The organism is Streptomyces sp. NBC_00669, from assembly GCF_036226785.1.
Lineage (GTDB): Bacteria > Actinomycetota > Actinomycetes > Streptomycetales > Streptomycetaceae > Actinacidiphila.
In genome coordinates this window covers 2,371,112-2,385,801 of record NZ_CP109018.1, presented here as the reverse complement: position 1 = coordinate 2,385,801, position 14,690 = coordinate 2,371,112, and the positions used below count along the sequence as shown (strand labels likewise).

Below are 14,690 nucleotides of genomic sequence, written 5' to 3'. Positions count from 1 at the left end.
GGCTCCGGAGGCGACACGTCGGCGACGGCGGAAGGTCTGGGCGGTGAAGAAGCGTTGCCCTTACGGGTAGGGGCCGTTGAGGGCGGTCGCGCGACCCGCGACCGGTTCCCGGAGCAACCCCCCAGGGGGTGGCGGCCGCCGGAAGGAGCTGGCAATGGGCATGGGGATCGAGGGGATTGACGGGAACGACGGGATCGACGCCATGGCGCTGGCGGTGGCGCCGCTGGACAGCGCCGTGGCCGCCGATCCGTCCGTGGCCGGGGCGAAGGCGGCGAACCTCGCGCGGGCGGCCGCCGCGGGCCTGCCGGTGCTGCCCGGCTTCGTCCTGGTCGCCGCCGACCGGGCGCCGGGTGCCCCGGCGGGGACCGACGCGCTGCGGGCGGCCTGGGAACTGCTGGTGGCGGGCGAGGCGAGCGGGGACCGTACGGGCGGCCCGGGTGGCCCGGGCGGTGCGCGCCGCACGGGCAGCGCCGGCCGCGCAGCCATCGACACGGCGCCCACGGCGGGCGGCGGCGGCCCGGGACCTCACGACCCGGCCGCGCTGGTGGTCCGCTCCTCCTCCGCGCACGAGGACACCGAGGACTCCTCGATGGCGGGCCGGTTCGACTCGGTGCTCGACGTACGCGGCTGGGAGGCGTTCACGCGGGCGGTCCGGCAGGTGCTGGACTCCGCGCTGCGGTCGGCGCCGGACGGCGGCGCGGGCGCTGCCGACCCGCTGCACGGGATGGCGGTGCTGGTGCAGCCGATGCTCAGGGCGGCCGCCGGCGGCGTGATGTTCGGTGCCGACCCGGTGGAGGGCAGGTACGACCACATCCTGGTCAGCGCGGTCACCGGCGGCCCCGACCGGCTCGTGGACGGCAGCACCCAGGGCGTGCGCTACCAGCTCACCCGCCGCGGAAGGCTGTTGCACACCGAGCCGGCCGCACCGCACGGCACCGGCCCGCTCGGCCGCCGCCGGCTCGCCCAGCTCGTCCGGCTGGCCCGCCGTACCGAGAAGGTCTACGGCGGCCCGCAGGACGTCGAGTTCGGCTTCGACGACGGCGGGCGGCTGTGGCTCTTCCAGGCCCGGCCGATCACGGCGATGGCGGCCCGACCGGCCAGGGGAGCGCGGCTGCTGGGCCCCGGACCGGTCGCCGAGACGCTGCCGGGTGTCCTCCAACCCCTGGAGGAGGACCTGTGGCTGGCCCCGATGAACCAGGGCCTGACCCTCGCCCTGGACATCGCGGGCGCCGCGCCCCGCCGCAAGTTGCGCAGGCTGCCGGTCGCCACCGCCGTGGACGGCCGGGCCGCCGCCGACCTGCTGCTGCTCGGCGCGGTGCCCGCCGCCCACCCGGTGCTGAACTTCATCAACCCCGCTCCCGGCGCCCGGCGGGCCGCCGCGGCCTGGCGGGTCGGCCGGTTGCGTACGGCGCTGCCGCTGCTCGCCCGCGACCTGATGGCCGACGTCGACCGCCAGTTGCACCACTTCACCGCGCCCCGGCAGATGCTCAGCGGCGAGCTGCTGACCGCGGTCGCCTGGGGCCGTACGGTGCTCGCGTCGCTGCACGCGCAGGAGTCGCTGGCCGGCGCCCTGCTGGACACCGATGCCGGGAGCACCGCCGCGGGCGAGGCGCTCGCCGTGCTCGCCGAGGGCCGTGAGAGCGGCCGCTCCGACCTCGAACTGGTCCGCCGGCACCCGGTGTTGCTGACGCTGCTGCCACCCTCGCTCGACAAGCGCCCCGAGCTGCCGGAGCACGTCGGCTGGAACGGTGTGCCGCGAGGCGTCGGTTTCCTGTCCGTACGGGAGGGGCTGCGGCTGCGCATCCGGTGGGTGCAGGAGATGCAGACGTCGATGGTGCGCGAGATCGGCAGCCGGATCGACACGCACTGCGCGCCCGAAGAGCGGGGCCGGATCGCCCGGCTGCGCTGGCGTGAGCTCATGGCCGTGGCCGACGGCGGCGCCCGCCCCACCGGCCTCGCCGAGCGCTCGCCGCGGCCGGAGACCGCGCCCTTGCCCGCGGCCTTCCGGATCGCCGCCGACGGGAGTCCGCAGGCGGTGCGCATCGGCCGCGGCGGCGGGGGTCGCGGTGCCGACGGCGGCGGTCAGGGCGCGGGCGGCGGCCACGGCACCGGTACGGCGTGGGACGGCGAGGGCGCGCGCCCGCCGCACCCGGTCCTGGTGGTCCGCACGCTCGACCCCGCGCTCGCGCCGCTGCTGCCCGGCCTCGCCGGGCTGGTCGCCGAGACCGGCAGCGTGCTGTCCCATCTGGCGGTGCTGGCCCGCGAGTATCACGTGCCGACCGCCGTGGGGGTCCCGCGGGCCGTCGAGCGCCTCACCCCGGGCACGGTTCTCACGGTGGACGGGGGGACCGGTGCGGTGGGGACGGTCGAGGCGCCGTACGCCAGGCCGGCCGCACCCGAACCCGCAGCTGATCCCACACCCGAACCCGCACCCGCACCCGAACCCCTCGCCGTATCCGAGCCGCCGGCCGAGCGGGCCGCCGAACCCGTTCCCGTGGCCGCACGGACCGCCCCACCGCCGGACTCCGAAGGGCCCACCGGTCCCGACGGCGACGCGCGGGGCAAGGGCGAGGGAGCGGCGGCATGAAGTACGTCAGCTACCTGTTCGGCGGCCTGTCCACCCTCGCCGCCGCGATCTACCTCGTCGTCTACCTCTACCGGTGGGAGTGGCAGCGCGCCGTGCTCTGCGGGGTGCTGCTGCTGGCCGTGGAGGGCTTCCTGGTGTGCGTGATCCTGCTCGGCCGGATGGGACGGCTGGAGCGCCGGCTGAACGACTCGGACGCCCGTGCCGAGGAGATAAGGCGGCGGCTGGAGCACTCCCGGGAGCAGTCCGCCACGCACCCCTTCCGCTGGCTGGGCGCGGACCAGCGGGACGGCGCCGGGCGCGGCGACGGCAGCACGGGGACGTTCGTCTTCGTGCCGATCCTGATGGTGACCGGTGCCGCGCTGTCCGGCGTGGCCTGGGTGATCCAGCGGATCGCGGCCGCCACCGCCCGGCCGGGGGCCGAGCGCCGCCTCGCCGGGCGGCTGGCGCCGCTGGCCGCGCCCGCGGGCGGAGTGCACGGCGCCGTCCCGCAGTTGGAGGACCAGCCCGCGGTGCCGCCCGCGCGCAGGCTGCGCGTGCTGCTGTCCGTGGTCGGCGCGGTGGCCGCGGTGGCCGTGCTGATCTGGGGCGTCCACGCGCTCGCCGACGCCACCGAGACGCGGGAGGAGGCGCGGCCGAGCGCGGCGGCCACCACCGTCGTCTTCCAGGTCAAGGTGCATGGCAGTTCCGGCGCCGCCGCCCGCGAACTGGCCGCCCGCGACCTGTGGGAGGGCTGCCGGCGCTCCACTTCCGCGCCGAGCCCCGACGCGAGCCTGGGCGTGCTCTCCGACGGCGTCTACGCGGGCGTGATCCGCCCGGCCCTGAGCCCGCACGACGTGATGCGGCTGCGCGGCTGCCTGACCGACGCGACCGCGAACCGCGCCACCGCGAAGATCCTGGGTGACGGCCAGGCCGCCCTCCCGCACTGACGCCTCCTCACCTGGGCACGGCCCCGCGCCGGTACAGCCCTCCGGCACGGTTTCTCCGGCACGGTTCTCCGGCACAGCCCGGCTCGGACACGGCCGTCCCGGGCCGGCAGCGGGTAGCCTGCTCGTACGGCGTCGCCCCTGGGGAGGGACGGCGGCCACCGTCCCCCGTTTTCCACCCAGGTGGTGAACAGCGCCTTGTCCCAGGCCCCTCCTTCGCCTTCCCCGTCATCTTTCGCCTCGCCGTCGCCGTCGTCGGCGCCCCCGTTTCCGTCGTCGGGCCCACCGCTCGCGGCCGCTCCCGCGCTGCCGGTCCCGGCGGTCGCGGCGATCCCGGTCGTCTGGTCCGGGCGTGTGCTGGTCCGCCGCGCCGCCAAGGTGCTGGTCTGCTGCCTGCTCGGCTACGGCGTGCTGTGGGCGGGCGCGGCCGGGGGCATGCTCGCGCTGACCGCGTGGGCCCGCCAGGACGCGTCCGGCGGCCGGCACACCCCCGCCGGGATCAACCACTTCCTCAAGGTCGACGGCAAGGTCTACCGCGGGTCCGCGCCCACCGCGGCCGGCTACCGCGAACTCGCCGCCGACGGCATCCGCACGGTGGTGGACCTGCGCGCCGAGGACCTGTCCGCCCGGGAGGTGGCGCTCCCCGCCCGGGCCGGGCTGACCGCCGTCCGGTTGCCGGTCCGCGACGGCCAGACCCCCACCGAGCGGCAGGTCGACGACTTCCTGCGGATCGTGAAGGCGTCCGACGGACCGGTCTACGTGCACTGCGGCGCGGGCGTCGGCCGAACCGGTGTGATGATCGCCGCCTACCTGGTGCGTACCGGGCAGGCCACCGCGGAGCAGGCCGCGGTGCGGACGGTGGCGGTCGGCCCGCCCTCCGTCGAGCAGGTCTACTACGTCCTGCACGCGGGGCGGCACGGCAGCCGTCAGCCGCCCGCCCTGGTCAGCGGGATCAGCCGGCTGCTCGACGCGCCCCGCCGGATCAAGGCGTCGCTGTGAGGCGGCGCCCGGCGGCATGGCAGGCTTGTCCGTAGCGCGGGCGCGTGCCGCGTGGGCCGCGGGCACGCGGTGACGGAAGACAGCGCGAAGAGCAGGGCGAAGACAAGCGCGCGAACCAGCGTGCAGACAGCGAAGACACGGCCGGACAGCAGTCGAACAGCAGAAGCGGAGCGTCAAGGTGCAGCGGTGGCGGGGCTTGGAGGACGTTCCCGGTGACTGGGGCCGCAGCGTCGTCACCATCGGGTCGTACGACGGTGTGCACCGCGGCCACCAGCTCATCATGGGGCGGGCGGTGCAGCGGGCCCGCGAGCTGGGGCTGCCGTCGGTCGTGGTCACCTTCGACCCGCACCCCAGCGAGGTGGTCCGCCCCGGCAGCCACCCGCCGCTGCTGTCCGCGCACCACCGCCGGGCCGAACTCGTCGCGGAACTCGGCGTGGACGCGCTGCTGATCCTCCCGTTCACCAGCGAGTTCTCCAAGCTGACGCCGAGCGAGTTCGTCCGCACGGTGCTGGTCGACGGCCTCCACGCCAAACTCGTCGTGGAGGGGCCCAACTTCCGCTTCGGCCACAAGGCCGCCGGCGACGTGGACTTCCTGTCCGCGCTCGGCCTGAAGTACGACTACGACCTCGAAGTGGTGGACCTGTTCGTGCGCGGTACGGCCGGCGGCGGCGAGCCGTTCTCCTCCTCGCTGACCCGGCGGCTGATCGCCGAGGGCGACGTCGCGGGCGCCGCCGAGGTGCTGGGCCGCCCGCACCGGGTGGAGGGCGTGGTGGTGCGCGGCGCCCAGCGCGGCCGCGAACTCGGCTTCCCCACCGCCAACGTGGAGACGCTCCCGCACACCGCGATCCCCGCCGACGGCGTCTACGCGGGCTGGCTGCACGTCGAGGGCGAGCCGATGCCCGCCGCGATCTCGGTCGGCACCAACCCCACCTTCGACGGCACCGCCCGCACCGTGGAGGCGTACGCCATCGACCGGGTCGGGCTCGACCTCTACGGCCTGCACGTCGCCGTCGACTTCCTCGCCTACCTGCGCGGCATGGAGAAGTTCGACACCGTCGAAGCGCTGCTGGAACGCATGGCCGACGACGTCAAGCGCGCCCGCGAACTGGTCGAGGCGGCGGAACCGCCCCGCGCCTGAGGGCGGCGCGGCCGGCAACCGGTCGCAGTACGGCCGGCAACCGGTGGGGGCGCGGCCGGCAACCGGTGGGGGCAGGGCAGGCGTTGACGCTCCTGCCGGCTGTCAGTGGTCGCTGCGAGACTTCGGGTATGACCGCGAAGGACTACACGCCGCTCGCCCGGCACATCCAGCTCGCGTCGGCGTCGGAGCGCACCGGCCGCCCCGAGCTGCCCCGGACGGGTGGCGAGCGCGCGACGCTGACCGCCTTCCTGGACTGGCACCGGGAGACCTTCGCGCTGAAGTGCGCCGGCGTCGCCGCCGACCGGATGTCCGAGAAGGCGGTCCCGCCGTCGGGGCTGAGCCTGCACGGCCTGGTCCGGCACCTCGCCGGGGTCGAGCGCTGGTGGTTCCGGCAGCACTTCGCCGGTGAGGACCTGCCGACGCTGCACTACTCCGACCACGCGCCCGACCAGGACTTCGAGTGGCTCGACGGCGACGTGGCCGAGGCGCTCGCGCTCTGGCGCGGCGAGTGCGAGCACGCCCGCCGGATCGTGGCCGCCGCGCCCTCGCTCGACGCGACCTGCCGTTCCCTGGTGACGGGCAAGGAGATGTCGCTGCGCTTCATCCTGGTCGACCTCATCGCCGAATACGCCCGGCACAACGGCCACGCGGACCTGCTGCGCGAGCGGATAGACGGTGCGACGGGCTTCTGACCGGGGGCCGGGGCCGGGGCCGAGGGCGGGGGCCGAGAGCGGGACCCGGAGGCCGGGGCCACCGGCCGGGGTAGGAGCCGGGGCCGGGGAGTGGTCAGGCCGGGCGGACGAGGCGGGCCTCGTAGGCGTAGACCACGGCCTGCACGCGGTCGCGCAGTTCGAGCTTGACCAGGATGCGGCTCAGGTGGGTCTTGACCGTGGCCTCGGCCAGGTGCAGGGTGCCCGCGATCTCCGTGTTGGACAGGCCGCGGCCGACCTCGACCAGGACCTCGCGCTCGCGGGCGGTCAGCCGTGCCAGCCGGTCGTCGCCCGACGGGTGGCCGGTGCGGTCGTCCGCCGACGGCAGCTGGTGGGCGAAGCGCTCCAGCAGCCGCCGGGTGATCCGCGGCGCCACCACCGCGTCGCCCGCGGCCACCGCGCGGATCGCGGCGAGCAGTTCCTCGGGCAGCGCGTTCTTCAGCAGGAAACCCGAGGCGCCCGCCTTGAGCCCGGCGAAGGCATACGCGTCCAGGTCGAAGGTGGTGAGGATCAGCACCCGTGACCGCGGGCAGCTCTCCACGATCCGCGTCGTCGCCTCGATGCCGTCCATGCCCGGCATCCGTACGTCCATCAGCACCACGTCAGGCCGCAGCGCCCGTACCTGGCGTACCGCCTGCGCGCCGTCCCCCGCCTCGCCGACCGGCGTCATGTCCGGCTGCGCGTCGAGCACCATCGTGAACGCCATCCGCAGCAGCGGTTCGTCGTCCACGAGCAGCACCCGGATCGGCGGCGACGCCGTACCCGTGGCATCCCCGCTGCTGCCGTTGCCGCTGCTGTTGTCCGGGCGGCCCGTGCCCACGCCGGTGCTGCTTGCGCCGGTGCCGCCCAGGCCGGTGTCGCCGGTACCGCCTGCGCCGCCTGTTGCGCCCGGCCCGTTCACAGCGCCTCGGGTGTGGCCAGCGCGAGCACCGTCGTGACCTGCCAGCCGCCGCCGGGGCGCGGGCCCGCGGTCAGCTGCCCGCCGTAGGCCGCGGCCCGCTCGCGCATGCCGGCCAGGCCGTGACCGGCGGCCCGGGCGGGGGCGGACGGCGATTCCGGCTGGGGCGACCGGCCCGGCCGGTCAGGTCCGTACGGTTCGTGCGGCCCATACGGTTCGTGCGGGTCGGAAGAGCCGGGCGGCGGTACGGGAGGCGTCGCGCCCGCGCCGTCGTCCATGACGCTGACCGCCAGCGCGTGGGGCTCGCAGGACAGCCGCACCTCCGCCCGGGCACCCGCGGGCGCGTGCTTCAGGGTGTTCGTCAACGCCTCCTGTACCAGCCGGAAGGCGGTCAGCTGCGCCGCGGCCGGCACTACGGCGGGCTCGCCCGCGACCTCCAGCCGGGTCGGCAGCCCCGCCGCCCGCACCTGCTCGGCGAGCGCCTCGAGTTGGGCGATCCCGGGCATCGGGTGCCGCAGCGCGTCCGGCTCGTCGGCCCGCAGCACTCCCAGGAAGCGACGCATGTCGGTCATCGCCTGCCGGCCGGTCGACGACGTCTGCCGCATCGCTGCCGCGGCCCGGTCCGGTGACCGCTCCATGGCGAACGCGGCGCCGTCCGCGAGGGCCACCATCACCGACAGGTTGTGCGTCACGATGTCGTGCATCTCCCTGGCGATCCTGGCGCGTTCGCCGGCCACCGCGAGCTGGGCGCGCTGGTCCCGCTCCCGTTCCAGCCGCACCGCGCGATCCTCGAGGAACTCCATGTGCTGCCGCCGGGAGCGCATGTTGGTACCGATCACCGAGGCCGCGACGGCCATCGCCGACAGCGAGACGAAGCTCGCCACCGCGCGGTCGTGCATCGACCACCGCACGGTGGCCAGCACGATGCCCGACTCCAGGACCGCGAACGCGGCCAGCAGGCGGGCCAGGCCGCCGACCTGGGCGGCCACCGTGTAGAGCGCGACCAGCAGTACCCCGTCCGCCGGTGTCTTCACACCGGCCAGCCACTGCGCGAACGCCACCGTGGCCACCGCGCCGAACACGACCATCGGTGCCCGCCGCCGCCACGCCAGCGGTACGACCAGTCCGCTCTGCACGAGCAGCGTCGGTACCGGGGCGTGGCGCACCACGCCGTGCTGGAGCGCGGTGAAGAACAGGAACATCCCGAGCGCGAACAGCGCGTCCACCGGCAGGTGTTCGGCCGGCCTCCGCCGCCCCGCCGGACCCCACCCGAACCGGTCCGCGACGGCCCGCACCGCACGGGACACGCCTCCCGCACCCGACGTGTGTCCTGTGCCGGATGAGCGTCCGGCACCCGTCAGCCGCTTCGCACCGCGCAGCCGTCCCCGGCCGGGCGGGCGGATCGTCGGGACCGATTCGGTCGGCAGGCTCATCGGGCACTCCGGGGACGGGACTTCCGGGGGTGATACTGCGGCGGAGCGGGCACGGAGGAGGCCGGGCCTACGCGTCGCGGCGCTTCAGCAGGACCGCCGCACCGGCCAGCGCGGCGGCGGCGTACGCACAGAAGACCACGAAACCTGGCCACGGGGCGAGCGTGTGACTTTCCTGATGGATGGCGAACACCGACTGCCCGGCCGTACTGGGCAGCCACTGGCTGACATGGTCGCTCCACGAGGTCGGCAGCGCCTCGGCGAGCACCGGGAGGATCATCAGCACCCCGAAGAGGGTGGCGATGCCGCCCGCCGTGTTGCGGATCAGCGCGCCGATCGCCACCCCGAGCAGCCCGACGACCGTCAGGTACAGGGCCGTGCCCAGCACCGCCCGCGGCACGCCCGGATCGGTGAGCGACACCCCGACGTGCCGGGAGGTCAGCAGGGACTGGCCGGCGAGGAACGCCACCAGCGCGGCCACCGTCATGAGCGCCCACACCACCGCCGCGAACACCGCCGCCTTCGCCCACAGCACCGGCAGCCGGCGCGGCACCGCCGACAGCGACGACCGGATCATCCCGGTCGAGTACTCGCCGCTGACGGTGAGCACACCGAGCACGCCGACCGCGAGCTGCGCGAGGAAGAAGCCGCGCAGGCTGGTCGCCACCGGGTCGAACGTGGCCCGCTCGTGTGGCGCCAGGTGCGGCCAGCGGCTCGCGGTGATCGCCGTGAAGAGCATCCCGAAGCCGATCAGCGCCACCATCGCACCGATCAGCGTCCAGAACGTGGACCGCAGTGTCCGGAGCTTGATCCACTCCGAGTACAGCACCCGTGCCTGCGTGACGCCGGTGCCGCCGCCGGAGCGGTCAGGTCCGAGGGCCGCCCCCTCGCCGCTCCCGCCCCGGCCCGCCGGGGCCGCGATCGTGCCCGTACCCGTACTCATGCCGGCTGCCTCTCGGTCTCGTGCCGCGGAGTCTGGTACTCCACGGCGTCCTTCGTCAGCTCCATGAACGCGTCCTCCAACGAGGCCTGCTGCGGGGTGAGTTCGGCCAGTGCGATGCCCGCGTCGGCCGCGATCCGGCCGATCCGGTCGCTGGTCAGCCCGGACACCTCCAGCACCTGCCGGGTGTCGGAGGCCACTGACACGCCCGGTCCGCCCAGCAGGCCGCGCAGCCGCTCGGCCTCGTCCGACCGGACCCGTACCGACCCGCCGCCCGCGCCCGCGACGAACTCCGTCACCGAGGTGTCCGCGATGAGGCGGCCGCGGCCGATGACGATGAGGTGCTCCGCGGTGAGCGCCATCTCGGACATCAGGTGGGAGGAGAGCAGGACCGTACGGCCCTCGGCGGCGAGGTTCTTCAGGAGGGTGCGAATCCACAGCACGCCCTCGGGGTCGAGCCCGTTGACGGGTTCGTCCAGCACGAGCGTGGCCGGGTCGCCGAGCAACGCGCTGGCGATGCCGAGGCGTTGGCCCATGCCCAGGGAGAAGCTGCCGACGCGCTTGCGGGCCACCGCGCTCAGACCGACGGTGTCGAGCACCTCGTCCACCCGGCTGCGGGGGATGCCGGTGGTCACGGCGAGGGCGAGCAGGTGGTGGTAGGCGCTGCGGCCGGTGTGGATGGCGCGGGCCTCCAGCATCGCGCCCACTTCGCGCAGCGGTGCCGGATGGTCGGCGTACGCCTTGCCGTTGACGGTCACCCGGCCCGAGGTCGGCGAGTCCAGCCCGAGGATCATCCGCATCGTGGTGGACTTCCCCGCGCCGTTCGGGCCGAGGAAGCCGGTCACCGCGCCCGGCCGCACGGTGAAACTCAGATCGGCGACGGCGACACGCTCGCCGTACCGCTTGGACAGGGCATGGGCTTCGATCATCGAAGGCTTCCTCGGACGATGGGCCGCCGTGCGGCGGTTGGGCGCCCGCTGATGCGAGCTGTTTCCATCGTCGTTTCCCGCGGTCCGCCGGGCGACGGCCCACGGGCGGACCTTCGGACGGCGGTGTGCGCCTGCGGGCGGACGGCGCGTACGACCCGTGTCGTACGCCGACCGGGGGCCGGACCGGCGCGGGCCCGGAATACGGCAGGGCCGCCGCCGTGGTGGTCCACGGCGGCGGCCCTCGGTTCGCGCGTCCGCCCTGACGTCCCCTGACGTCCCGGAGCGCGGGCCGTCAGTGCTGTTGCGGCGGCGCCGGGTATCCGTACTGCGGCGGCTGTCCGGGCTGAGCCGGTTGCCCCGGCTGTCCCGGTTGCCCGTCCTGGCCCGGCTGCGGCCAGCCCTGCTGGGGCTGCGGGGCCTGCGGCTGGGAGGACTCCGGCTGGAACCCCGGCTGGCCCGGCCCCTGCTGTGCCGGCGGGTACGGCTGCGGGGGGCCCTGCGGCGCCGCGCCGTACTGGCCCGGCGGGACCTGGCCGGGCGGCATCGGCTGGGCGGCGCCGTAAGGGCCGGGCTGCCCTGGCTGCCCGTACGGACCGGCGGGCTGACCGGGCTGACCGGGTTGGCCCGGCTGTCCCGGGGCCGGGTACGGCTGCGCGCCCCCGTCCTGCGGGCCGCCGTACGGTCCCGGCGGCGGGTACTGCTGCGGCCCGGGCTGGCCGGGCTGGCCGGGTTGACCGGGTTGGCCTGGCTGCTGGCCCTGGTAGCCGGGCTGCCCCGGCATCGGCGGCGCCTGCACCGGCGGCGGATTGCTGCCGTCCTGTGTCCACAGGCCCTGTGCCTGCTGGGCCCGTACGAAGTCCTCGGCGACCATGGCGGAGAGGTTGAAGTACGCCTCTCGGGTCTTGGGTCGCATCATGTCGAGGTCGACCTCGGCGCCGGCGGCGAGGTGTTCGTCGAAGGGGACGACCTGGACTCCGCGGCAGCGGGTCTGGAAGTGCGCCACGATGTCGTCGACCTTGATCATCTTGCCGGTCTCGCGGACGCCGGAGATGACGGTGATGCTGCGGGCGACGAGTTCGGCGTAGCCGTGGGCGGACAGCCAGTCGAGGGTGGTGCTGGCGCTGGAGGCGCCGTCCACGGACGGTGTCGAGACGATGATCAGCTGGTCGGCCAGGTCGAGGACGCCGCGCATGGCGCTGTAGAGCAGGCCGGTGCCGGAGTCGGTGAGGATGACCGGGTACTGGCGGCCCAGGACGTCGATGGCGCGGCGGTAGTCCTCGTCGTTGAAGGCCGTGGAGACGGCCGGGTCCACGTCGTTGGCGATGATCTCCAGACCGGAGGGCGCCTGCGAGGTGAAGCGGCGGATGTCCATGTAGCTGTTGAGGTACGGGATGGCCTGCACCAGGTCGCGGATGGTGGCGCCGGTCTCCCGGCGCACCCGGCGGCCCAGCGTGCCCGCGTCCGGGTTGGCGTCGATCGCCAGGATCTTGTCCTGCCGTTCGCTGGCGAGGGTGGAGCCGAGCGCGGTGGTGGTCGTCGTCTTGCCGACCCCGCCCTTGAGGCTGATGACCGCGATCCGGTAGCAGGACAGCACCGGCGTACGGATCAGCTCCAGCTTCCGCTTCCGCTCCGCCTCCTCCTTCTTGCCGCCGAGCTTGAAACGGGACGGCTGCGCGTTGGCACCGGGCTTCTTCGGCCTCGGCTGGTTGCGCAGCAGCCGGTCCGAACTGAGTTCGACGGCCGCGGTGTAGCCGAGAGGTGCGCCGCCCTGCGTGGTGCGCTGGCGCTGGTCGGGTGTCACGGTCGGCCAGCCGCCGGCCCGCGGGTCGACGGGCGCGGCCGGCGCCGCCGGAGCGGCCTCCGGCATGGCGGGTTGACCGGGTTGGCCCGGCTGCCCGGGGCCGCCCTGCTGCGGGAAGCCGTACGCGCCGTGCTGGGGGAGGGGCTGGAGCGAGCCCGCCTCCGGCTGCGGTTGTCCGGGCTGCCGAGGGAAGCCGTAGCCGCCGTCCGGCCCGGGCTGCTGTCCGACCTCGGCGGCCGGCGGAAGCTGCGGCTGCCCGGCCTGCGGCTGCCCGAACTGCGGTTGCTGGGGTTGGGGTTGCTGCGGTACGGCGGCGGGCGGCGCGGACTGCTGCGGGGACAGCCCGGTCGGTACCGGCGCCGGGGCGTGCGGCTGCGGGTTCTCCGCGGCCGGCAGCGCGGGGGCGTGCGGCTGGCCCGGCTGTGGCGCCGGCGAGCCCTGCTGGGGGAAGCCGTACCCGGCCGGTCCGGGTTGCTGCGGGGCGGGTTGGGGGTGCTGCGGTGCGGCGGGTGCCGCAGGTGCGGCCGGGGGTTGCGGCTGCGCGTACCCGGTCGGCCCGGCGGGCGGTGCCGCGGCGGCGGGGGAGTACTGCTGGGGGAAGCCGTATCCGGCCGGTCCGGGTTGCTGGGGGGCGGGTTGGGGGTGCTGCGGTGCGGCGGGTGCCGCAGGCGCGGCCGGGGGTTGCGGCTGCGCGTACCCGGTCGGCGCCGGAAGTCCGTAGCTGGACTGGGGTACTTGGGGGACGGGCTGCGGACTCTGCGCCGCGGCAGGTGCGGAAGGCGCGGCGGGTGCGGCGGGAGCAGCGGGTGGCTGCGGCTGGGCGTACCCCGTCGGACCGGGCAACTGCTCGGCGGGTGCGGCCACTTGCGGTGCCTCGGGTGCGCTCGGGCGCGGCGGGAAGCCGTAACCGCCCGGGCCCTGCGGCGGCTCGTTCGGCTGCGCGGCCGGCGGCGGGAAGCCGTAGGCCTCCGGGAGCACCGGCTCGCCGACCGGCGGCGGGAAGTTCAGGGGAGCAGCAGCGGCCGGTGCGGCGGGTGCCGGTTCCTCGGCGCGCTGGAACTGCGGGGGCAACGGCGGCACCGGGCCGCGGGGGGCGTCCGGCGTCCACGGCTTCGGGTCGGCGGTCGGCGGCACGGGCAGCGGGGTCCACACCGGGGCGCGCTTCTGCGGCGGCGCGTCCTCCACCGGGGGTGCCGCGGGTGCTGAGGGCGCCTCGGGCGCCTGCTGGGCGGCCGGCCTCGCGTCCTCGGGCTCGGGGGCCGCCGGCTTGGCGTCCTCCGGCTCCGGCGCGGGCCTGCTCGCCTTCGCCATCATCGCGTCCGCCCGCTCCTCGATCTCCCGCCGCATCGCCGCGGCGCTGAAGCGGAGCGTCGAGTCGGCCGGCCGCGGGCGCTCCGGTTCGGCGCCATGCGGCGGCTCGTCGGCGCCGGTGTCCGTCGTCGGCCCCGGCACCGAAGTGGGCGCCGCCGAGGGCACGTCGGGGGCGTCGGTACGGGCCCACACCGGCTTCGCGTCCTCCGGCTCCGGCGCTTCGGCCGCCACCGGTCCGGGCTCGGGGGCGGCGGTGGGCGGCGGAATGGACGGCACAGCCGACGCGGACCACGAGGGCCTCGCGTCCTGCGGCTCCGGCGCGGGCTCCTCCGCCCGCTCGGGCTCGGCGGCCGCCGGACGCGAGATCGACGGCACCGAACTCGCCGACCACGAAGGCTTGTCCGCGGCCGGCTCCGGCCGCGGACCCGTGTCCGCACCCCTGTTCAGGCCGGCGCCGGCATCCGCGCCGGCACCCTCCCCCCGCAGCGTGCCCGAGCCCACCTGTGCACCCGATCCGGAACCGGAACCGGAACCCGAGCCGGACCCCAGACCCGGCACCGGCGGCAGCGAAGCAGCAGACCACGACGACGCGTCGCTCGACGCCGCTCCCGCGTCGGACGCGGGCCGCGGCTCCCAGACCGGTCCGCGGGGCGCCGCGCCGTCAGCGTCGCCCGCGTGGTCCGCCGTGCCCGTGGCGGCGGGCGCGTCCTGCTCCTGCTCGCGCGCGTCCCGGTCCGCGTCGGCGTCCGCCGCGTCGTCGGTGCCGCTGTCGCTGCCGCTCTGCATGTACCAGGCCGGAGGGGTGAAATCGAAGCGGTATTCCCCGGTGATGTCCGAGACTTCACCCCCGGAGGGGCCCTCGACAGGGGCGGCCCCGCCCACGCGGTTGTCGTCCCGATCGCTGCTCACAATGCCTCCTGGTCTGCGTCGGGGAGTCACACGTCACCGTCTCCCCACCCCGTGCGCCGCCGGCCGCCTCTGCGCCCCACGGCCCCGCCACTCTGACGGACAGCCTAATAGCCGG

At 75.6% G+C, this 14,690-nt stretch carries 10 protein-coding genes; 5 read left to right on the top strand and 5 right to left on the bottom strand.

Annotated elements, in window-relative coordinates:
• The first annotated feature begins 154 nt into the window (after nucleotides 1–154).
• The 5 genes from OG896_RS09415 to OG896_RS09395 all read left to right on the top strand — a co-directional run bounded on the left by OG896_RS09415 (nucleotide 155) and on the right by OG896_RS09395 (nucleotide 6,339).
• Nucleotides 155–2,587 carry a PEP/pyruvate-binding domain-containing protein gene (locus OG896_RS09415; RefSeq protein ID WP_329364107.1) on the top strand — a complete coding sequence of 811 codons (2,433 nt, stop codon included), beginning with the start codon at nucleotides 155–157 and terminating at the stop codon, nucleotides 2,585–2,587.
• The gene (locus OG896_RS09410; protein ID WP_329364105.1) at nucleotides 2,584–3,513 is read left to right on the top strand and encodes a hypothetical protein; all 930 of its coding nucleotides are present in this window, start codon (nucleotides 2,584–2,586) and stop codon (nucleotides 3,511–3,513) included. The genes OG896_RS09415 and OG896_RS09410 overlap by 4 nt, the downstream gene beginning before the upstream one ends.
• Nucleotides 3,514–3,864: 351 nt before the next feature.
• Entirely contained in the window at nucleotides 3,865–4,509 is a 645-nt protein-coding gene (locus OG896_RS09405) for a phosphatase domain-containing putative toxin (protein WP_329364103.1), read from the top strand.
• Between the two features lie 178 nt (nucleotides 4,510–4,687).
• Entirely contained in the window at nucleotides 4,688–5,647 is a 960-nt protein-coding gene (locus tag OG896_RS09400) for a bifunctional riboflavin kinase/FAD synthetase (protein ID WP_329364101.1), read from the top strand.
• Nucleotides 5,648–5,775: 128 nt separating this feature from the next.
• Nucleotides 5,776–6,339 (top strand): DinB family protein, encoded by a 564-nt coding sequence (locus tag OG896_RS09395; RefSeq protein ID WP_329364099.1) that lies wholly within the window; start codon nucleotides 5,776–5,778, stop codon nucleotides 6,337–6,339.
• A 94-nt stretch (nucleotides 6,340–6,433) separates the two neighbouring features.
• Here OG896_RS09395 and OG896_RS09390 read toward each other — a convergent pair whose 3' ends face one another.
• From OG896_RS09390 to OG896_RS09370, 5 genes are all read right to left on the bottom strand, one after another.
• Nucleotides 6,434–7,102: a response regulator transcription factor gene (locus tag OG896_RS09390; protein ID WP_329373837.1), complete on the bottom strand. Its 669-nt coding sequence runs from the start codon at nucleotides 7,100–7,102 to the stop codon at nucleotides 6,434–6,436.
• 152 nt (nucleotides 7,103–7,254) lie between these two features.
• Complete coding sequence (locus tag OG896_RS09385; RefSeq protein WP_329364097.1) at nucleotides 7,255–8,562, bottom strand: sensor histidine kinase; 1,308 nt, start codon at nucleotides 8,560–8,562, stop codon at nucleotides 7,255–7,257.
• 193 nt (nucleotides 8,563–8,755) lie between these two features.
• The gene (locus tag OG896_RS09380) at nucleotides 8,756–9,628 is read right to left on the bottom strand and encodes an ABC transporter permease (RefSeq protein ID WP_328470140.1); all 873 of its coding nucleotides are present in this window, start codon (nucleotides 9,626–9,628) and stop codon (nucleotides 8,756–8,758) included.
• Nucleotides 9,625–10,554, bottom strand: coding sequence for an ABC transporter ATP-binding protein (locus tag OG896_RS09375; RefSeq protein ID WP_328470142.1), 930 nt, complete (start codon nucleotides 10,552–10,554; stop codon nucleotides 9,625–9,627). The genes OG896_RS09380 and OG896_RS09375 overlap by 4 nt, the downstream gene beginning before the upstream one ends.
• Nucleotides 10,555–10,846: 292 nt before the next feature.
• The gene (locus tag OG896_RS09370) at nucleotides 10,847–14,575 is read right to left on the bottom strand and encodes an SCO5717 family growth-regulating ATPase (protein ID WP_329364094.1); all 3,729 of its coding nucleotides are present in this window, start codon (nucleotides 14,573–14,575) and stop codon (nucleotides 10,847–10,849) included.
• Nucleotides 14,576–14,690: the final 115 nt, after the last annotated feature.